This is a genomic window from Bradyrhizobium arachidis, from assembly GCF_015291705.1.
GTDB lineage: Bacteria > Pseudomonadota > Alphaproteobacteria > Rhizobiales > Xanthobacteraceae > Bradyrhizobium > Bradyrhizobium arachidis.
Genome location: NZ_CP030050.1, coordinates 6,537,411 through 6,556,858 on the forward strand (window position 1 = coordinate 6,537,411; position 19,448 = coordinate 6,556,858).

The 19,448-nt window shown below is 63.9% G+C and carries 19 protein-coding genes and 1 pseudogene; 10 read left to right on the forward strand and 10 right to left on the reverse strand.

All coding sequences use genetic code 11. The annotated features are described in order from the left end of the window. Positions 1–11 precede the first annotated feature (11 nt). The gene (locus WN72_RS30725) at positions 12–1,349 is read right to left on the reverse strand and encodes a tyrosine-type recombinase/integrase (protein ID WP_092213583.1); all 1,338 of its coding nucleotides are present in this window, start codon (positions 1,347–1,349) and stop codon (positions 12–14) included. Positions 1,350–1,542: 193 nt separating this feature from the next. Between WN72_RS30725 and WN72_RS30730 the strand changes: the two are divergent. From WN72_RS30730 to WN72_RS30740, 3 genes and pseudogenes are all read left to right on the forward strand, one after another. Then, positions 1,543–1,716 (forward strand): annotated as a pseudogene (locus tag WN72_RS30730) (carboxymuconolactone decarboxylase family protein); the annotation flags it as partial. 194 nt (positions 1,717–1,910) lie between these two features. Further along, the gene (locus WN72_RS30735) at positions 1,911–2,669 is read left to right on the forward strand and encodes a proteasome-type protease (protein ID WP_027560132.1); all 759 of its coding nucleotides are present in this window, start codon (positions 1,911–1,913) and stop codon (positions 2,667–2,669) included. Positions 2,670–2,693: 24 nt separating this feature from the next. Further along, positions 2,694–3,452, forward strand: a complete 759-nt coding sequence (locus WN72_RS30740) for an SDR family oxidoreductase (RefSeq protein WP_027560133.1) — start codon at positions 2,694–2,696, stop codon at positions 3,450–3,452. A gap of 199 nt (positions 3,453–3,651) precedes the next feature. Here the strand turns inward: WN72_RS30740 and WN72_RS30745 are convergent, their stop codons facing one another. Continuing rightward, on the reverse strand, positions 3,652–4,875 hold the full coding sequence (locus tag WN72_RS30745) for an MFS transporter (protein WP_027560134.1): 1,224 nt from the start codon (positions 4,873–4,875) through the stop codon (positions 3,652–3,654). Positions 4,876–5,062: 187 nt separating this feature from the next. On the opposite strand from WN72_RS30745, the gene WN72_RS30750 reads away from it, so the two are divergent. Continuing rightward, on the forward strand, positions 5,063–6,313 hold the full coding sequence (locus WN72_RS30750; RefSeq protein ID WP_027560135.1) for a NupC/NupG family nucleoside CNT transporter: 1,251 nt from the start codon (positions 5,063–5,065) through the stop codon (positions 6,311–6,313). Between the two features lie 128 nt (positions 6,314–6,441). On the opposite strand, the gene WN72_RS30755 is transcribed toward WN72_RS30750, so the two are convergent. The 3 genes from WN72_RS30755 to WN72_RS30765 form a co-directional block, all read right to left on the reverse strand. Further along, entirely contained in the window at positions 6,442–7,572 is a 1,131-nt protein-coding gene (locus tag WN72_RS30755; protein WP_244553679.1) for a rhomboid family protein, read from the reverse strand. 343 nt (positions 7,573–7,915) lie between these two features. Next, complete coding sequence (locus WN72_RS30760) at positions 7,916–8,455, reverse strand: cupin domain-containing protein (RefSeq protein ID WP_027560137.1); 540 nt, start codon at positions 8,453–8,455, stop codon at positions 7,916–7,918. Between the two features lie 300 nt (positions 8,456–8,755). After that, a complete protein-coding gene (locus WN72_RS30765; protein ID WP_027560138.1) occupies positions 8,756–9,043 on the reverse strand; it encodes an usg protein in 288 nt (95 codons plus the stop codon). A 387-nt stretch (positions 9,044–9,430) separates the two neighbouring features. Between WN72_RS30765 and groES the strand changes: the two genes are divergently transcribed. Together groES and groL are read left to right on the forward strand one after the other, a co-directional pair. Further along, complete coding sequence (gene groES / locus WN72_RS30770; RefSeq protein WP_027560139.1) at positions 9,431–9,745, forward strand: co-chaperone GroES; 315 nt, start codon at positions 9,431–9,433, stop codon at positions 9,743–9,745. Positions 9,746–9,790: 45 nt separating this feature from the next. After that, positions 9,791–11,431 (forward strand): chaperonin GroEL, encoded by a 1,641-nt coding sequence (gene groL, locus WN72_RS30775; RefSeq protein ID WP_027560140.1) that lies wholly within the window; start codon positions 9,791–9,793, stop codon positions 11,429–11,431. A 129-nt stretch (positions 11,432–11,560) separates the two neighbouring features. On the opposite strand, the gene WN72_RS30780 is transcribed toward groL, so the two are convergent. The 4 genes from WN72_RS30780 to WN72_RS30790 all read right to left on the reverse strand — a co-directional run bounded on the left by WN72_RS30780 (position 11,561) and on the right by WN72_RS30790 (position 13,788). After that, complete coding sequence (locus tag WN72_RS30780; protein WP_027560141.1) at positions 11,561–11,842, reverse strand: GIY-YIG nuclease family protein; 282 nt, start codon at positions 11,840–11,842, stop codon at positions 11,561–11,563. Positions 11,843–11,919: 77 nt separating this feature from the next. Continuing rightward, positions 11,920–12,663: a signal peptidase I gene (lepB, locus tag WN72_RS30785; protein ID WP_027560142.1), complete on the reverse strand. Its 744-nt coding sequence runs from the start codon at positions 12,661–12,663 to the stop codon at positions 11,920–11,922. A gap of 163 nt (positions 12,664–12,826) precedes the next feature. After that, entirely contained in the window at positions 12,827–12,958 is a 132-nt protein-coding gene (locus tag WN72_RS47540) for a hypothetical protein (protein ID WP_283807124.1), read from the reverse strand. After that, the gene (locus WN72_RS30790; protein ID WP_092213579.1) at positions 12,955–13,788 is read right to left on the reverse strand and encodes a LysR family transcriptional regulator; all 834 of its coding nucleotides are present in this window, start codon (positions 13,786–13,788) and stop codon (positions 12,955–12,957) included. Before WN72_RS30790 ends, WN72_RS47540 begins: the two co-directional genes overlap by 4 nt. Before the next feature lie 128 nt (positions 13,789–13,916). Here WN72_RS30790 and WN72_RS30795 point away from each other — a divergent pair, with 128 nt between their 5' ends. Both WN72_RS30795 and WN72_RS30800 read left to right on the forward strand, forming a co-directional pair. Beyond that, positions 13,917–14,510 carry a cysteine hydrolase family protein gene (locus WN72_RS30795; protein ID WP_167380665.1) on the forward strand — a complete coding sequence of 198 codons (594 nt, stop codon included), beginning with the start codon at positions 13,917–13,919 and terminating at the stop codon, positions 14,508–14,510. A 12-nt stretch (positions 14,511–14,522) separates the two neighbouring features. Further along, the gene (locus tag WN72_RS30800) at positions 14,523–15,152 is read left to right on the forward strand and encodes a glutathione binding-like protein (RefSeq protein WP_092213575.1); all 630 of its coding nucleotides are present in this window, start codon (positions 14,523–14,525) and stop codon (positions 15,150–15,152) included. A 6-nt stretch (positions 15,153–15,158) separates the two neighbouring features. On the opposite strand, the gene WN72_RS30805 is transcribed toward WN72_RS30800, so the two are convergent. Continuing rightward, positions 15,159–16,223, reverse strand: coding sequence for a DUF2778 domain-containing protein (locus WN72_RS30805; RefSeq protein ID WP_167380664.1), 1,065 nt, complete (start codon positions 16,221–16,223; stop codon positions 15,159–15,161). 670 nt (positions 16,224–16,893) lie between these two features. Here WN72_RS30805 and WN72_RS30810 point away from each other — a divergent pair. Together WN72_RS30810 and WN72_RS30815 are read left to right on the forward strand one after the other, a co-directional pair. Next, positions 16,894–17,418, forward strand: coding sequence for a FecR domain-containing protein (locus WN72_RS30810; protein WP_167380663.1), 525 nt, complete (start codon positions 16,894–16,896; stop codon positions 17,416–17,418). Positions 17,419–17,504: 86 nt separating this feature from the next. Continuing rightward, complete coding sequence (locus WN72_RS30815) at positions 17,505–19,394, forward strand: CHASE2 domain-containing protein (RefSeq protein WP_027560148.1); 1,890 nt, start codon at positions 17,505–17,507, stop codon at positions 19,392–19,394. The last annotated feature ends 54 nt before the right edge of the window (positions 19,395–19,448 follow it).

Consider the following 19,448-nt stretch of genomic DNA (forward strand, 5'->3'; position numbering starts at 1 on the left):
TTGTAGGGCCCCTAGCGCTTCACTCGTTTCTTCGTTGCGGTGGTCATGTCAATTACGTTGTCGGATTGCGCGCGTTTGCCGTACAGAAAGTTGGCCCAATCCTGCATCATGTGTCGGCGCTTTTCGAGCATGTCGCTACGGCTATAGGCTCTTTCGGTCTCATTGCCGACTTTGTGCGCAAGCGCCACTTCACCCATCTCGCGGGGATAGTTGGTGCGATCGCCAACCCAATCGCGGAAAGTCGATCGCAAGCCATGCGGAACAGCGGACTGTTTTGATCGTTTATCGCAAAATTGACTGCCGTCCGGTTTCGTCATTCGCTTCATCAATTGGCTGACTGCCATATCGGTGAGCATCCCATTCGACGGTGATGGAAACACGTATTCGACGCCGTCCAGTCGCGGTTGATTTTCGAGGATCGCAATCGCTTCTTCACTCAACAGAATGCGGTGTTCTTTCTCCATTTTGATGCGATCGGCTGGAACGGTCCATATCTCCGTTTTGGCGTCGTATTCTGACCATTTCATTCCGCGCACTTCGCCCGATCGGGATGCGTTAAGCGTGATGAACATCAGCGCCTTTGCAGCGGCGCCGTTTTGTTTGCGCAGCGTGTCAAACCATAGTGGTGCCTCATCAATGGCGACTGCCGGATGGTGTTCAACTTCGCTGATTTGGGACGGCTTCGCCAGCACCTCTTTAAGATTGCCTCTCCAACGCGCGGGATTGTCGCCTGATCGATGACCGTTGACGAATGCCCAATCTAGCACTCTTTCGATTTCGGAGCGAAGCCGCGTTGCTGTTCGCGTTTTGGTGTCCCATATCGGCGTCAGCACGCGCAAAACGTCTTGCACGGCGATATCGTTGACAAGCAGCCGTCCAAGTTCAGGAGTCGCATATGTGTTGAGCATCGATTCCAATGCATCTTTGTTTTTCTGACTTCCTAACTCTGGTAGTCGTTTCAGCAACCATTGTTTCATCGCTTGATCAAACGTCATTTCGCGTTTCTGTTCGGCGATAAGAGCGGCTTTGTTTTTCTTTTTCTCAACGATGGGGTCACGTCCATCGCGAACAGATGCCTTGGCTTTGCGAGCTTCGTTGCGCGCGTATTCCAAAGTGACCTCTGGGTAGCTCCCCAATCCCATGTTGCGGCGCTTACCACCCATGGTCGTTCGTAGCACCCATGACCGGCCACCGTTGGGAGTGATCTGCAACATGAGCCCGGCAACTCCTCCGACCGCGAAATACGCGTTGAAATCGCCGCCGCTGCCCGGCACGTCGGGCTTGGCCGGCTTGGGATGTTTCAGTTTGGACACGGCTAAAGCCGTCAGCTCTTTTGCAATCTTAGGCATTTCCGAACCCCCGATGGTCGTTGCGTCGATCGTAGCGATGACCTTTGTAAACCAACTTATATGCCAAAAACAACGCGATTTGTTGCATGGACGCGCACGGGAGCGCACGGGAAAGTTTGGTCGGATTTCAGGCTAAATAGCTGAGTTTTCGATAGTTATGCAATGGAATGCACGGAAGCGCACGGGGAGTTTCGGCTGCAGCTACTGCATCCATTCCCACACCGCCGCCGCAAGGGCCAAGGGCATGACCGAAGCCGAATATGGCGAGCTGCTCGCCATCGTCGGCATGGCCGCCGAGACGAACCGGCTGGTCACGGCGCTCGGCGTGCCCGTCGATGCGGCGTTTCTGGTGGATGCGGCGGATTGAGCTAGCTGTCATTCCGGGGCGCGCGCAGCGCGAGCCCGGAATCCATCAGGCGGCACAGGTTAGTGGACGAATGGATTCCGGGCTCGCGCTGACGCGCGCCCCGGAATGACGGCCTATCCCCCCGGGAATCGGGGGGTTTCATGCCTCCCCGAAATTGGCTAGTAATTCCGCGCAAACGCGTTCGGGGACTGGAAATGACCTATTGCTGCGGAATCCTGGTTCGGGACGGTCTGGTGATGATCGCCGATACCCGCACCAATGCCGGCCTCGACAACGTCTCGACCTTCCGCAAGCTGCACATCTTCTCAAAACCCGGCGAGCGCATCATGGCGATCGCCAGCGCCGGCAACCTCGCCATCAGCCAGTCGGTGCTGTCCACCCTGACCGAAGGCCTGGAGGACCCCACCACCGGCGAGGTCGAGACGCTGATGAATGCGCCGACCATGTTCCAGGCTGCCCAGCGCATCGGCCGGGCGATCCGCGCGGTGCACGCCACCGAAGGCCCGGCGCTGAAATCCGAGGACGTGTCCTTCGACGTCTCCTTCCTGTTCGGCGGCCAGATCAAGGGCGCGCGGATGCGCCTGTTCATGGTCTACACCGCCGGCAATTTCATCGAGTGCACCACCGACACGCCCTACTTGCAGATCGGCGAGCACAAATACGGCAAGCCGGTGCTCGACCGCGCCATGCATTACGACGTCGAGCTCTACGAGGCGCTGAAGACCGGCCTGATCTCGATGGACTCCACCATGCGCTCCAATCTCGGCGTCGGACTTCCGATCGACGTGCTGGTGGTGCGCTCGGACGCCTGCGATGCCGATCTCAACCACCGCATCGAGGCGGGCGAGCCCTATTTCCACGACCTGCGCTCGCGCTGGTCGGCGGCCTTGCGCGCGGCGCATCAGAACATCCCGCGGCCGCCCTACAAGAACGACAAAGAACCCAAAACCTGACAGCAAGAGAAAAGGCAGGAAACGATGAGTGAAGCGAAAAAGATCGCATTGGTGACGGGCGCCGGCACCGGCGTCGGGCGCGCCGCGTCGCTGGCGCTGATGAACGCCGGCTTCACCGTGGTGCTCGTCGGCCGTCGGCTCGACATGCTCGAGGAGACCGCCAAGCTCGGCCCCGCGGGCAAGAGCCTGTGCGTCACCGCCGACATGACCAAGCCGGATTCCATTGCCGCGCTGTTCGACAAGGTGAAGGCGACCTATGGCCGCCTCGACGTGCTGTTCAACAATGCCGGCATGGGCGCGCCGGCCGTCAACTTCGAGGACCTCAGCCTCGAGCAGTGGCAGGCCGTGGTGAACACCAACCTCACCGGCCCGTTCCTGTGCACCCAGCACGCCTTCCGCATCATGAAGGACCAGAACCCGCGCGGCGGCCGCATCATCAACAACGGCTCGATCTCGGCGCACGCGCCGCGGCCGTTCTCGGCGGCCTACACCTCGACCAAGCACGCCATCACCGGCCTGACCAAGGCCAGCAACCTCGACGGCCGCATGTATGACATCGCGGTCGGCCAGGTCGACATCGGCAATGCCGCAACGCCGATGACCGACCGCATGGTCAACGGCCCCGGCGTGCTGCAGCCCGACGGCACCACCAAGCACGAGCCGCGCATGGATGCGAAGGCGGTCGGCGACGCCGTCGCCTACATGGCCGGCCTGCCGCTCGACGCCAACGTGCTGACCATGACTGTGATGGCGACGAAGATGCCGTTCGTGGGGCGGGGCTGAAGTAAGAGCTGAGAAAACAACCCCATGCACAGTAGGCGTCAAGGGGCGCTTACTGTGGGGGTGACGTCGACTAAAGCTCCGCGCCGCCTCCGCAATCGTCATTGCGAGCGCAGCGAAGCAATCCAGGGTCTTTCCGCGGAGGGATTCTGGATTGCTTCGTCGCTTCGCTCCTCGCAATGACGCGGAGAGAGCGGTGGCCCTACTCCAGGCTCTCCACCTGACGGAGGCTGGGGAACAGCTTCATCCACAGCAGCGCGACCGCGACGGTGCAGACGCCGCCCAGCACGGCCGCGGGCATGGCGCCGAACAGAGCCGCCGTCAGGCCGCTCTCGAACTGGCCGAGCTGGTTCGAGGCGTTGATGAACAGGAAATTCACCGCACCGACGCGGCCGCGCATCTCGTCGGGGGTGGCGAGCTGCACCAGCGAGAAGCGGATCACGACGCTGATCGTGTCGGCCGCGCCCAAGACGGCGAGCGAGAGCACCGACAGCCACATCCAGGACGACAGCGCGAACACGATAGTGGCGAGGCCGAACACGATCACGGCCTGGAACATGCGCAGGCCCACATGCCGCGAGATGGCGTGACGCGCCAGCACCACCGTCATCAACAGCGCGCCGACCGCGGGCGCGGCGCGCAGCACCCCTAACCCCACTGGGCCGGTCTGGAGGATGTCGCGGGCATAGATCGGCAGCAGCGCGACAACGCCGCCGAACAGCACCGCGAACAGATCGAGCGAGATGGTGCCGAGGATCGCCGGATTGCTGCGGATGAAGCGGACGCCGGCGAAGATATTGTCGGCATCGTCCATGTCCTTGGCGATCGCCTGCGGACGCGGCCGGATGAAGCCGGTCAGGATCATCCCGAGAATCCAGAACAGCACCATGACGGCATAGGCCAGATGCGGCGCGATGGCGTAGGCAAAGCCGCCGAGCGCGGGACCGGTGATGGTCGCGACCTGCGCCGCGCCGCTGGACACGGCGGTGGCACGCTGGAGCGAGCCCTGTGGCGCGATCAGCGGCAGCAGCGCCGCGGTGGTCGGGCTCTCGAAGGCGCCGGCGATGCCGAGCACGAAGGTCGCAACGAAGATCTGCACCTCGCCGACCGCGCCGAGATAAGTGATGATTGCGAGATAGAGCGCGGTGGCAGCTTCCACCAGCTGGCAGAGCTGGACCACGCGCTTGCGCTCGAAACGGTCGGCGGCGTGGCCGGCGACGAACACCAGCAGGGCTGTGGGGAGGAACTGCACCAGGCCGACCATGCCGAGATCGAACGCCGAGCCGGTGAGATCGTAGATCTGCCAGCCGATCGCGACCGCCGCGATCTGGCTGGAGAATCGCGACAGGCTGCGCGACAGCAGGAAGAACAGGAAGGCGCGGTGGGCGAGGAGCTGGCCGGCCGTCACCGGCGGACTGGCCGTCACCGGCTGCGCTTCGCTAAGCGCTTCACTTGCCTTTTGGCTCACCTTCCGGACCATCCGCGCCTGATATTGACGATGCCCCGCGTGGCTGACGCGGACGGGCTTGTCAACAGCGGGCGGCTCCGGTGTCCTTCCGGCATTGCGTTTGCAACGCAAGCGCGGCCATAATCATTGAGGGTTTGGGGACATCATGCTGCGGCTGCAATCGGCACTCGGCATTTTCGCATTGCTGCTGCTCGCCTATGCGTTGGCGGAGAATCGGCGCGCCGTCTCGCTGCGGCAGGCCGCGATCAGCCTTGTCGTGACCTTCTTCACCGCGCTCGTGCTGTTGAAGCTGCCTGTCGTCGCGCACGCCTTCGGCGCCATCAACGACGCGGTCGGCGCGATCTCGGCGGCCTCGCGCGCCGGCTCCGCCTTCGTGTTCGGCTATGTCGGCGGCGGCACCCTGCCCTTCGACCTCAAGGTCCCGGGGGCCGATTTCATCCTGGCTTTCCAGGCGCTGCCGATCGTGCTGGTGATGAGCGCGCTGACGACGCTGCTGTTCTATTGGCGCGTGCTGCCTCCGGTCGTGCGCGGCATGGCCTGGCTGCTGGAGCGCACGTTAGGGGTCGGCGGCGCGGTAGGCCTGTCGACCGCCGCCAACATCTTCCTCGGCATGGTCGAGGCGCCGCTGTTCGTGCGGCCGTACCTGAAGCAGATGACGCGCAGCGAATTGTTCCTGGTGATGACCGGCGGCATGGCCGGGATCGCCGGCACGGTGCTGGTGCTCTATGCGACGCTGCTGGCGCCGCTCATCCCCGACGCAGCCGCCCATTTCGTCATCGCCTCGGTGCTGGGCGCACCCGCCGCGATCCTCGTCAGCCTGATCATGGTGCCGGAGACGAGTGACAGGCGCACCGGCGGCGCGCTGGAGGATCCTGATATGGACGTCGCCAGCACGATGGACGCGATCGTGAAGGGCACCACCGCCGGCCTCGAGCTGCTGCTCAACATCGTCGCGATGCTGCTGGTACTGGTGGCGCTGGTCTATCTCGTCAACGCCGCGCTCGGATTGCTGCCTGATATCGGCGGCGCCGCGATCTCGCTGCAGCGTCTGCTGGGCCTCGTGATGGCGCCGGTGTGCTGGCTGATGGGGCTGCCGTGGGACCAGGCGATCACCGCCGGCAGCCTGATGGGCACCAAAACCGTGCTCAACGAACTGATCGCCTATGTCGATCTGTCAAAACTGCCAGCCGATGCGCTCGATCCGCGCTCGCGCCTGATCATGCTCTACGCGATGTGCGGCTTTGCCAATTTCGCCAGTCTCGGCATCATGATCGGCGGCTTGGGCGTGATGGCGCCGGAGCGGCGCGAGGAGATCAATGCGCTCGGACTGAAATCGATCGTATCAGGCACGCTGACGACGTGTCTGATGGGGGCGGTGGTGGGGGTGCTGAGCTAGCTCTCTCCACTCGTCATTCCGGGGCGCGCATAGCGCGAGCCCGGAATCCATCTCGCGACACGCATTGCCGCCTGATGGATTCCGGGCTCGCGACTTCGTCGCGCCCCGGAATGACAGCAAACTCCCGCTCAACCGCACAATTTGTGCTTCTGCAAGATGCGACGCACGTCGGCCATCTTGGCCCCGCACGGCTCGGCCGCCATGGCTTTCGCCTCGCTGGTCCGTCCCTGCACCAACAGCAACACCGCCATCAAGCCCTGCGCCCCGGAGCGCACCGGTCCGCCCGCCACATCCGAGGTCGCGAGCGACATGGCGGCCCGCACTTCCGCCTCGGCGGCACCGAGATTCTCCTGCTCCAGGAAGTAGACCGCACGGAAAAAATGAGCCCGCGGGTCTTTCGGGTAGCGCGTGACCAGATCGAAGGACCGGTCAGCCACCTTGGTACCCTTGTCGGGGTATTCCGAAATCCGGACATACTGCCTGGCGTCGGCCATGTAGGACGCATAATGGGCAGCGGCGAAGCCGGCGCAGATCAGAGATCCGACGCATCCGGCGAGCAACGTCATGCTCGCGCTCCGTGGCAGGCTGTCATAGGAACGGAAGAGAAGCCACGGCATGATGGCCAGCACACCGCCGGCCAGCGCACCACCTGCATGGGCAAAATAGTCGACATTGCCGGAGGCGCCAAAGGCAAGCGGCAGCAGCGCAGGAACGCCGAAGAAGAGCGACGTCTTCAGTCGCGATATCGTCTGATCGGCGTCCGCTTCCGGATCGAAGCTCGAGACGAACAGCGCGGCGATGAGCCCGGTAATGGCGCCGGACGCACCGACGCCTGGCTGGCCGGGCGCATTGCCGAGGAGCGACCCCGCCTCGCCGACCAGCGCACTGGCAACAAAGATCAGCGCAAACCAGCCACGGCCGATCAGAGGCTCCAGCCTGACGCCGACGATGAACAGCGCAATGCAGTTGCCGATGAGGTGCCAATCGCTGCCATGCAGAAGCGGCGCGAGGCCGATCCGCCACCACTCTCCCCTTCCGACAACCAGATCGTAGCTGGTCGCGCCGTAAGCGATCAGCGAGCGGACATCGAGTGAGCCGTCGCGCGCAACGTCGATGGCCAGACTGCGTTGCAGGGCGAAGATCAGCAGCAGACCGAAGATCAGGCCAATGGTGAGGAAGGGGATATCGGCCAGCAGCTTGTTGTCGGCAAAGAACGTCCCCTCGCTGGGCAATGGCCGAGGCGCGATCGGCGCGGCCACGGGTTGAAGCGATGCGCGTTGAAACGATCCACTTGGTGGTGGCGCCACGACGCCGCGTCGGCCAAAAGTGTTGGTCGCCATGAAAGCATGTCCTGCATGTTCACAGCCCTGAGTTGACGCGAGGAATATTCTCGACTGGTTACCACCAGCGCTGCAGGTGGCTGGAACCTTTCAACTAGTAACGGTCCGGTTTCTCGGATCGCGTGGATTTTAGGGATTATCGCGCGCTGTCATTCCGGGGCGCGACGAAGTCGCGAGCCCGGAATCCATCAGGCGGCAGCACACGCGGTGAAATGGATTCTCGCGCTGCGCGCGCCCCGGAATGACGGCTGAGAGAGCGTGCCTACGCCTTCAGCTCCACCGTCTTGAACTCTGCCGGCAAGATCACCTCCAGCAGCTCCACATCGTCCGAATAATCCAGGATCATGTGCTTGATCTTCGGCGGCTGGGTCCAGGCGCTGCCTTCCTTCATCAGGCTCTCGCCCTGGCCGTCCATGTAGGTCTTCACCCAGCCCTTGAGCACGTAGACCATCTGGAATTCGACGTCGTGGAAGTGCAGCTTTGAGACCTCATCCGGATTGCAGGGACCCTGCAGGCGGATCACATGGGCCTGCGCGAGGCCGTGGGTCGCATCTGAAATGCCGAGGTCACGGTATTTGGCGTAGGTGCGCAGGCCGTCGGCTTTGAAATCCTCCTCGCGGTGATGGCTGATGGCGATGCGCTGCTTGGGGCGGGCAGGCTTTTTCGGAGCCGCCGTGCGGGCCTTCGCCTTCACTGCCTTGCGCGCCGTGGATCGCGCTGCGGCCTTGGTGCCGCTCCGCTTCTTGATCGCGGTCTGCGCAGCGCTGCGCGATTTTGCTTTCTTGCTTGATTTCTTGGCCATGGGCCGCCTCCCGTTGTTGTTATGGGCGGAGGCTAGCACAGAACGAAGGTCCGTAGGATGGGTAGAGCTCTTGCGAAACCCATGATCTCTCGGCCTGCCAAGGCGATGGGTTTCGCTTCGCTCTACCCATCCTACGCAGCTCCAACGCGAATATCGTAGGGTGGGCAAAGCGACTTGTCCGCCATAGCTCGAAGAGCGACGGCGGAAGCGTGCCCACGTTCCGCGCGCGTTCGGAGAGAGATGGTGGGCACGGCGCGCGAAGAGCGCGCCTTTGCCCACCCTACGCGACCGGTGTTCGCCTCAATGCAGCCGGAACACGCCGTCCACGGCGCGCAGCTCGGCGGGCTTGATCAGCTTGGAATGGGCGACCGTGACCGAATGCAGCGGGCCATCGAGCTTCTCCTGCCAGAAGGCCAGGAAGTCGGTCAGCGCCGGAAATTTCGGAAACATGTCGTAGTTCTGCCAGACATAGGTCTGCAGCAGCGACGGGTGATCCGGCATCCGGTAGAGAATTTGTGCCGTCGTCAGCCCGTAACCCAGCATCTGTTTCCGGAAATCCTCGGAAACGCCCCCAACGCGCAGTCCCATGCCAAACCTCCTTTGCAGGAGCGCATTCGGGGAGTGGCTTGATCGGTGCCCCGGGAGCCACCCGGAAACGATGCGCTCACATGAGAGAAATGTGACGCAAACTGACAATCCATCTCAAGCCCAAAAGTTTAACAAGCTGTTGAAATTCAAAGCGTTAGCAGCAGATGCGCCCCCGTGCTAATACGGCCTCCACGAGGCCCTCGCGTTCGTTAACGATGGTAAAGAGATTCTGGCACTTGGGCCTTCTGAGTGCCGATTTTTCTGCTAGAAGCCCTTGCCCCCGCAAAATTCCTGTCCTATTTCAGCCTCGCCCGTGCTAGCACTCGCGGGCAACGATTGCTAACAATCTCAAAATCCTCAACTCGTGCAAATGTTTAGGAGGACTGCATGAAATTCCGTCCGCTTCACGACCGCGTCGTGGTCAAGCGCATCGACGCAGAAGAGAAGACCGCAGGCGGCATCATCATTCCCGACACTGCCAAGGAAAAACCCTCCCAGGGCGAAGTCGTCGCCGTTGGCCCGGGTGGCCGCGACGAAGCCGGCAAGCTGATCCCGATCGACCTGAAGGTCGGCGACCGCGTGCTGTTCGGCAAGTGGTCCGGCACCGAAGTCAAGATCGACGGCGAAGACCTGCTGATCATGAAGGAAAGCGACATCATGGGCGTCCTCGACGTCCCCGCTTCCAAGAAGAAGGCGGCCTAAGAGCCCCTCTCTCCCTCCAGTCAACATCCTCAAGGAAAATTCCAGATGGCAGCCAAAGAAGTCAAATTCTCGGTTGAAGCGCGCGACAAGATGCTGCGCGGCGTCGACGTTCTCGCCAACGCGGTGAAGGTCACGCTCGGTCCGAAGGGCCGCAACGTCGTGCTCGACAAGTCGTTCGGCGCTCCCCGCATCACCAAGGACGGCGTCACCGTCGCCAAGGAGATCGAGCTCGACGACAAGTTCGAGAACATGGGCGCCCAGATGGTGCGCGAAGTCGCCTCCAAGTCCGCTGACGCGGCCGGCGACGGCACCACCACCGCCACCGTGCTGGCCCAGGCGATCGTGAAGGAAGGCGCCAAGTCGGTCGCCGCCGGCATGAACCCGATGGACCTCAAGCGTGGTATCGACCTCGCGGTCGAGGCCGTCGTTGCGGACCTCCAGAAGAACTCCAAGAAGGTCACCTCGAACGAGGAGATCGCCCAGGTCGGCACCATCTCGGCCAACGGCGACCAGGAGATCGGCAAGTTCCTCTCCGACGCCATGAAGAAGGTCGGCAACGAGGGTGTCATCACCGTCGAGGAAGCCAAGTCGCTCGAGACCGAGCTCGACGTCGTCGAGGGCATGCAGTTCGACCGCGGCTACATCTCGCCCTACTTCGTCACCAACGCCGACAAGATGCGCGTTGAGATGGACGACGCCTACATCCTCATCAACGAGAAGAAGCTCTCCTCGCTGAACGAGCTGCTGCCGCTGCTCGAGGCCGTGGTGCAGACCGGCAAGCCGCTGGTCATCGTCGCCGAGGACGTCGAGGGTGAAGCGCTCGCGACCCTGGTCGTGAACCGCCTGCGTGGCGGCCTGAAGGTCGCGGCCGTCAAGGCTCCGGGCTTCGGCGATCGTCGCAAGGCCATGCTGCAGGACATCGCGATCCTGACCGGCGGCCAGGCGATCTCGGAAGATCTCGGCATCAAGCTCGAGAACGTCACGCTCAACATGCTCGGTCGCGCCAAGAAGGTGATGATCGACAAGGAGAACACCACGATCGTCAACGGCGCCGGCAAGAAGGCCGACATCGAGGCGCGCGTGGCCCAGATCAAGGCGCAGATCGAGGAGACCACCTCGGACTACGACCGCGAGAAGCTCCAGGAGCGTCTCGCCAAGCTCGCGGGCGGCGTCGCGGTGATCCGCGTCGGCGGCGCGACCGAGGTCGAGGTGAAGGAGCGCAAGGATCGCGTTGATGACGCGATGCATGCGACCCGCGCTGCGGTCGAGGAAGGCATCGTCCCGGGCGGCGGCGTCGCCCTGCTCCGTGCCTCCGAGCAGCTCAAGGGCCTGCGCACCAAGAACGACGACCAGAAGACCGGCGTCGAGATCGTGCGCAAGGCGCTGTCGGCACCCGCTCGCCAGATCGCGATCAACGCCGGTGAAGACGGCTCGGTGATCGTTGGCAAGATCCTGGAGAACAAGGCCTACAATTACGGCTTCGACTCCCAGACCGGCGAATACGCCGACCTCGTCAAGAAGGGCATCATCGACCCGACCAAGGTGGTCCGTACCGCGATCCAGAACGCAGCCTCGGTTGCCGCGCTCCTGATCACCACGGAAGCCATGGTCGCCGAGCTGCCCAAGAAGGGCGGCGCCGGCCCGGCGATGCCCCCCGGCGGCGGCATGGGCGGCATGGACTTCTAAGGTCCGGTCATCTCAAGCAAAGTCGAGAAATGCGAAACCCCGGCAGCAATGCCGGGGTTTTTGTTTTGGGGCACATCATTCCGGGGCGCGCCCTCCTGGGCGCGAGCCCGGAATCCATAACCACGAATGCTAGTTGGTTATCCCGGGATAGAGATCATCCCAATTTGGGTTCTGCTCCTCGATCAGGCGCGTCTTCCAGTCGCGACGCCACTTCTTGAGTTCTTTCTCGCGGGCGATGGCGGTAACTGCATCGTCGTAGATCTCGAACAAGACGAGCTTATCGACGCCGTACTTCGTGGTGAAGCCGGGGACGGCCTTCGTCTTATGCTCGTACACACGGCGCACGAGATCGCTGGTCACGCCGATGTAGAGTGTGCCGTGCTTCTTACTTGCGAGGACATAGTAGGCCATTCCATCCGCCTGTGGTTATGGATTCCGGGCTCGCGCCCAAGAGGGCGCGCCTCGGAATGACGGGTGGAGAGGCCTTCTCACCACACCTTGCCGAGCCGCTCCATGTGCGGCTCGCCGTCTTCGTCGAGCGACCAGAAGATCCGCGTCACCTTGCCGACGAGATTGTCCAAGGGGATGAAGCCCATCGCTGCCATGCGGCTGTCGGTGGAGTTGTCGCGGTTATCACCAAGCACGAAGAAATGGCCCGGCGGCACCGTGAAGACGTTGGTGTTGTCGAGATAGCCGTTGTCGATGCAGTCATAGGTGGCGTAGGACGCGCCGTTCGGCAGTGTCTCGCGCCAGCGCCTGACTTTCGCGGCATCGTCGGTCCCGCAGGCGGAGCCTGCGACAGTCTCCTTCAGAGCAACGCGCGTCACCGCACGGTCATTGAGAAAGAGCTGCCCTCCCCGCATCTGGATGCGGTCGCCGGGCAGCCCGATCACGCGCTTGACGTAGTCGACCGCAGTGTCCTTCGGCGCACGGAACACAACGACATCGCCGTATTCGGGATCAGCGGCGCGGAAACGGCCTGAGATCCATGACGGCGCAAATGGGAAGGAATAGCGGCCATAGCCATAGGCATATTTGGCGGCGAAGACGTAGTCGCCGACCACCAGTGTCGGCATCATCGAGCCCGAGGGGATGTTGAACGGCTGATAGAGGAAGAAGCGAAACAGGAACGGCGGCGACCACAGCACCGGGATCAGCAGGATCAGCACGACGATCGCCTTCCATTCCCCGGATTTGGCCGAGGGGCGGATGGTTTGCTCGAGAGTGGTCATGCGCCCTTCCTGGTCGAGACTGCTGACGTTGCGAGCTTACGCAACCTTCGCGCGCACGCAATCCCCGCTCGGTATCTTGGTCGCAGCGGCGCGCTCGCGCGTTCATCGCCGGCGATGACGACGAAGATGTGAAGGGCCGCCCGTAGGCGGCCCTTCTCGTTTGTCATGCGCTCTCGGGCGCCTTCAGGCGTACGAGCCGGGTCAGGAGGGCGAGAAGGTCGGCCGCATCGACCTCCATGCCGCTGGCGACGAGGGCCTCGATGCCGCCTTCGCGGACAGCGCGGCGCGACGTCACTTGCGTGACGTATCCTGGAAGCACGCCCTCACCCAATCGATGGTGACGCGTGTCGCGGCGTCGCGCTTGAGATGATTTTGCACGAGCAGCCAGACGTCGCGCCGCTTCGGCAGCAGCGTGGCGCGCAGCCGGCGATCGCCAAGCAAGTCCGCGCAGACATATTCCGGTAGCACGCCGGCGGCCTGATGCGCGCGGATCAGGTTGCGGATGACGCGGACGTTGTCGGTGACGCAGCGCGTGCGGGCTGTCCTGGTGCGCAGGAATTGCATCTCGGGAATGGTGCCGAGTTCGTCCGGATAGACGCACAGCATCGGCTCGCCCTCGATCGTGACAGGCTCGAAATAATAGAGCTTGATGTCGCCGAGCTTCGAGATCGCGAAGTCGCCCTTGTCGGGCTTGCGCAGGCGGATGGCGAGATCGGCCTCCCAGCGCGAGAACCTGACGTTCTCGCTCGAGGTGAGGAATTGCAGCGTCAGGCCGGGATTGGCGCGCAGGAAATCGCTCGCGCGCGGCGACAGCACCTCCTCGCCGACCGTGTTGGTCGAAGCGATGCGCAGGCGTCCCACCGGACCTTCAAGGCTCTCGCTGAGGCGGCCGATCTCGGCGGCATGTCCGGCCATCGCCTCGACATGCGCCAGCACCGCCTCGCAACTGCGCGTCGGCCTGCGGACGCCGTCGGCGGCTTCGAACAGACGCAAACCGAGTGCACGCTCGATGCGCGACAGCCTGCGCCCGACCGTGGTCTCGTCGATGCGCAGCCGCGCGCTGGCGCCGGCATAAGTGCCCTCGTCCCTGACGGCGGCGATGATGCGAAGATCGTCCCAGTTCATGGCCTGAGGCTATATCGCGCCGCGCTCACCTGCAATATCGCAGCCACCCGCTGCAATATCCCTGCATATCGGCAGGCACGCCCGGGGCTATGGTCGGCCAGCATTTCGCTCCGGAGATTTCAGAGATCATGACGACCGCAAAGACCCTGCTGCAGCTCGCCGGCGCCGACCTCAACCCGCCGCGTCTTGGCGACGCCGCACTGGTGCTGATCGACATCCAGAACGAATATCTCGCGGGCCCCCTCGCTTTGCCCGACGCCAAGCCCGCGATCGCGCGCGCAGCCGCCCTGCTGGCGCGCGCACGCGAGGCCGGCTCCGCCATCATCCACATCGCCCATCGCGGCAAGGCGGGCAGCCTGTTCGACCGCAGCGCCGACCGCGGCGCCATCGTCGCCGAGCTGAGCCCCCGTGCCGGCGAGCTGGTGATCGAGAAGCAGCTGCCGAACGCGTTTGCCGGCACCGATCTGCAGGCGCGACTTGCCGCGACCGACAGGAAGAACATCGTGCTGGCCGGCTTCATGACGCATATGTGCGTGTCCTCCACCGCCCGTGCCGCGCTCGACCTCGGCTTTCGCACCACGATCGATGCCGACGCCTGTGCCACGCGGGACCTGCCCGACGGACACGGCGGCACGCTCAACGCCCGGACCATCCATGAGGTCGCGCTCGCCGAGCTATCCGACCGCTTCGCGATCATCGCGCGCGGCGATGCGCTGAGATAACGGAGCAACGCGATGCTGCAACTCTATTTCGCGCCGATGGCCTGCTCGCTTGCGAGCCGCATCGCGCTGATGGAAGCGGGCCTCGAGGCGCGCTACCATCTGGTGCAGCTCCGCACCAAGAAGATCGTCGACGACGACGGCGATTTCCACGGGATTTCGCCGAAGGCCGCGGTGCCGGTGCTGGTGCTGGAGAACGGCGAGCGGCTGACCGAGAGCGCTGCGGTGCTGCAATACATTGCCGATCTGAAACCGGAGGCGGGTCTTGCACCCCGCCCCAGTGAGCCCGACCGCTACCGCCTCCAGGAATGGCTGAGCTTCACCGGCGCCGAGATCCACAAGGCGTTCCTGTTTCCGACCTTCTGGTACCAGGACGACGGCTCGCTGGCGAAGCCGCGAGCAAGGATCGTGCAGACGTTGCAGGTGCCATCAGCGCATTTGGCGGACCGCGAATTCCTCGTCGGCAACCGCTTCACCATCGCCGACGCGCATCTCGCCTGGGCCTTGCTGCTGCTCCGCCCTGCCGGAATCGACATCGCGCAATGGCCGCCGCTCTCGGCCTATCTCGCGCGCATGCAGGCGCGCCCCGCGGTGAAAGAGGCGATCGCCATCGAGATGGCGCTGCGCAAGACGATGACGGCTTAAACGTCCCTAGTCGACCCGCGCCAGCACCGCGAGCTTGCGGATGCCCTTGTTGCGGTAGGCGTCGAGGAACGCGTAATAGTCCTTGAACGACACGCAGCCGTTGGAGTCGCCGTTCGGCCCGAGCATGAAGGTGTGCGCGAGCAGGCCGTCGCGGCCGTAGATCGCGTTCTCACCGCCGATCGGGGTCAGGCGCAGCGCCGGCACGCCGTGGAACAGCGCCTCGCGCGGCTTCAGCGTGTAGATGTGCGGCGGCGTCACGCCGCGCATGCGGACCTTCGAGGAGCGCGGATCGTCGAGATTGGAGCCGAGGCCGGAATGCGCCTCGAGCTTGGTGCCGTCGGGCAGGTAAACCGTCCTGGCGGTGATGTCGTAGACGGCGGTGTCGCGCTCATAGGGCGGCGCGCCGCCGAACATCGGGTTCTGGTCCTTCGGCGCGATGGACGCGGTCACGCTGGCATCGGCGGAGGCATAGGCGAGCAGCCCGCCGGACGGCTCACGCTTGCCCCAGAGCTTTTCCACCATCGACTGCCGCGGGCCGGTGATCGACATCACCGCGGCCTTGGCGCGGTCGGCGAACGATTTCGGCTTGGCCTCGGGCGCCGGCACGATCTCGGCCGGATCAGCCGAAGCCAGCTGCACCTGTGCATCCGGTGCGCGCTTGGCCTTCGCGGCATCCGCGGTCTTGGCCGGGGCCGCCGGCTTCAGCACTTCAGCGACCTTCGCGATCACGCTCTGCTTCGGGGCGTCGGCGACCTTGGTCGCAGGCGCGGCGCTGGCCGCCTTCGACTCCACGCCCTGCGTGGCAGCCGCGGCGAAGCGCTCGTTGAACATCTCGCGCGAGATCGGGGCTGCGACCTGCAAGCGGTCGGGCAGCAGCGCAAAGGCTTCCTTGATGGCATCGCCCGCCTCGCGCAGCGCGACCTTGGGCGCACGCTTAATCACGGGCTCGTCGTAACCGGCGCTGCCGACGGACGGGTAGACGCTGGCGGCGAAGATGTTGTTGTAGACGGTCCAGCCGGCAAGCACGACGCAGCCGATCACAGCCGCGCCAAGCACGTTTTGGGTGGTCATTTTCCGGGAAGGCTTCCGATGTGAATGCTTGCCAGGATTGTTGGACTTCCGTGCCGCGTTACTCTGCGCAGCGATACTCGTACTCATTCGCCTTGCGTCCAGGACGGTGTCACTCAGTCCCCCTTCGAAGTGCCGCTGGTCACGATCCGGGAACAGCATCTCGCAGGAGGTCGGAGCGTCATTAAGGCGACTTTTAGTTAAATGCGGATTAAGTTCGGGCAGATGTAGGGCAGCTCGCCAACGCTGTGCCATTTCGAGAAAAAAGACCGCAGAATTACGGACTTAGGCGCAACTGTTAACCATAATTCTCGGCCGGATTGGCGGGGTCAGCGGAGGCGTTCCGGCCGCCTCTCTAAACGCACCAACCAAGTCCTTTTCGTGGTCTTCAATGCCCGGAAGATAGCGGGGAAGCGTTGCGCGAGGCTGGTGCGTGCTGTGCCTCTCCGGGGCGTCGGTGTCAGCAGCACGGCGGTAGCTCACGCACCTCACAAAGCGCGCACAGATGCTCACGCAACACGGCGCCCTGACTGAAAGTTGATCGTGCCGCACTGGAAAATACCGCGGCGAGAAAATAGCTGCGAGAGCGGCACTTTTCAGCAGCCTCTGCGTGTGATACGGTACCGTATCAACATCGCCTTGAACTGTGCCACGCACGCAAACGGAGGCTGGCATGAGAAGGTTTTCGCGCGCCGGGTTTTTCGCTCTGGCGTGGTCGTTTCTGTTGATTGGATCTGCGACTGCACAGCCTGCCGCCAATGCGGGCTGCACCGCATCGCCAGCGGCCGCCGGCACGCAACTCTGGCGCTGCGACAACGGCATCACCATCGTTGCGGAAAATGGCGCCAGATTTGAACTTAAGGACGCCAACCGCGACGGACATATTGACTCCGTGGAGTTGAGCAGCAAGGCGCTGCTGGTCGAGGTGCCCAAGAAGCCCGGCGGCAATCCCTTCAAGGTTCTGACGCCGCAGGCGATCGCCGCCGTGCGCGGCACCAAATGGGTAGTCGATGTCGCCGAGGCCAAGACCTCCGTGTTCGTCGCCGGCGGCCGTGTCGGCGTGAGCCGCAGGACACGCGGGCGCGGCGTCGTATTGGGCCCCGGCGAAGGCGTCGACGTCGAGGCAACCGGTCCGCTGACCGTCAAGACATGGGGCCAGCCGCGCGTCGACGCGCTGATGGCGAGGCTCGGACAATAAGGTTCGCACGATAAGCCGAGTCAGTCGGACCCGGCCAATGAGATTTGGACACTGGAAGATTGCAGAACGAGCGCAAAAACGACCGCATGAGTAGCCGACGCGTTCAGATCCTGATGGCACTCGTTCTCACCGCGCTGTGGGGCGCGGGCATCTTTGCCGCACGCGCCAACGGCCATCTGCAGTTTCTCGACCGGATCGAAGCAACGCTGACCGATCTGCGGACCCAGGTCCGCGGCGTGCAGCATCCGCCCGATCTCGTCACCATCGTCGCGATCGACGACACCGTGATCAAACGCGGCGGCAGCTATCCGCTGCCGCGCGCCGATCTCGCCCGCGTCGTCGACACCATCGTGCAGTTCAAGCCGAAGGTCGTTGCGATTGATTTGCTGCTGGTTGACCGCAGCGCCGCGATCGGCGATGCCACGTTGGCGAATACGCTCGCCACCGGGCCCATGGTGCTCGCCGCGGCCGCGATCTTCCCGTCCGCCAGCGAGACCGTGGCGCCCGCCAGCGAAGGCCCGCTCGCCGTTCTGCCGCAGGCCGAGCGCTTCCTGCTGCCGCTGCCGGCGTTCGCCGACCATGCCGAGGTCGGCGTCGTCAACGTCGCGACGGGACAATCCGGCTCGCCGCTCTCGGTGCCGATGCTGTTCCGGACGCGCGACAAGGTCGAGCTGTCGTTTCCGCTTCGCGTGGCGACGCGCGCGCTCGACAAGCCGCTGACGATCGCGCCGGATCATCTCATGCTCGGTGACCGCGCGGTGCCGACCGACACCGACTTCGCGCTGCCGATCACCTATTACGGCCCGCGCCGCACCATCCGCACTGTCAGCGCGCAGAGCATCTTCGACGGCACGCTCGACCGCGCCGCGATCGAGAACCGCATCGTCGTGATCGGCGCCGCGGTCGCCGGCGGCGGCGACTTCTATCCGACCCCGTTCGATTCCCTGATGCCTGGCGTCGAGGTGGTCTCGACCGCGATCACCCATCTCGTCGCCGGCGACGGCATTGTGCGCGACCGCAAGGTGCACATCATCGACGCGCTCACCGCGATCCTGCTGCCGATGCTGCTGGTCGGCCTGCTCGCCTGGCGGCGCAGCGCGCTCGGCATCATGGCGGCGGCGATCGTGATGATCGCCTGGGCCGGGCTCAATCTGTTCGCGTTCACGCACGGCATCTGGCTGAATGCCGCAACCACACTCGCGGCCGCGGTGCCGCCAGTTGCCGTCTTTGCCGGCGTGCAGCTATGGGCGGGCGGCCGCCGCACGCAATATCTCGCCGCCAAGAGCCGCTCGCTCGCGCGATTCCAGGCCCCCGCCCTGCAGGAGTGGCTGGCACGCGATCCGGACTTCCTGTCCAAGCCCGTCCGGCAGGACGGTGCCGCCGTCTTCATTGATCTCTCCGGCTTCACGACATTGACCGAACGGATTGATCCGGACGAGCTCCAGGACGTTCTCGAGGCATTTCATGTGTTGATCGACAAGACTGCGGTCGATTGCGGCGGCATGATCACCAGCTTTCTCGGCGACGGCGCAATGATCCTGTTCGGCCTGCCACGCGCGATGCCGGACGACGCCGCGCGCGCGCTGAAATGTTCGATCGAGCTCTATCGCAGCGTCGATCGCTGGATCGCTTCGTTGCCGCCCGCAATCCGCAGTCAGCTTGGTTTCAAGATCGGCGCGCATTACGGCCCGATCGTCGCCTCCCGTCTCGGCGAAAGCCATCAGCACATCACGGCCAACGGCGACACCGTCAACGTCGCGAGCCGCCTGATGGAGGTTGCCGCCCAGAACTGTGCGCGGCTCGCGCTCACCGACACGCTGCTGGATGCAGCCGACTTCCAGGGCTCTCCAGACGGCATCCTGTCGGGCCCCCTGCTCACCCAGGTGCGCGGCCGCTCCGGCGTCGTGACCGTCTGGTTCTGGCGCGACCGGAACGGGCCGAACCAGGCCAGCACCAAGGCCGAGATGATCGATTAAAGCACGATGAGATCAGGATGAACCGTCATCGCGCTTTAGCTTGTTGTTTGCGCA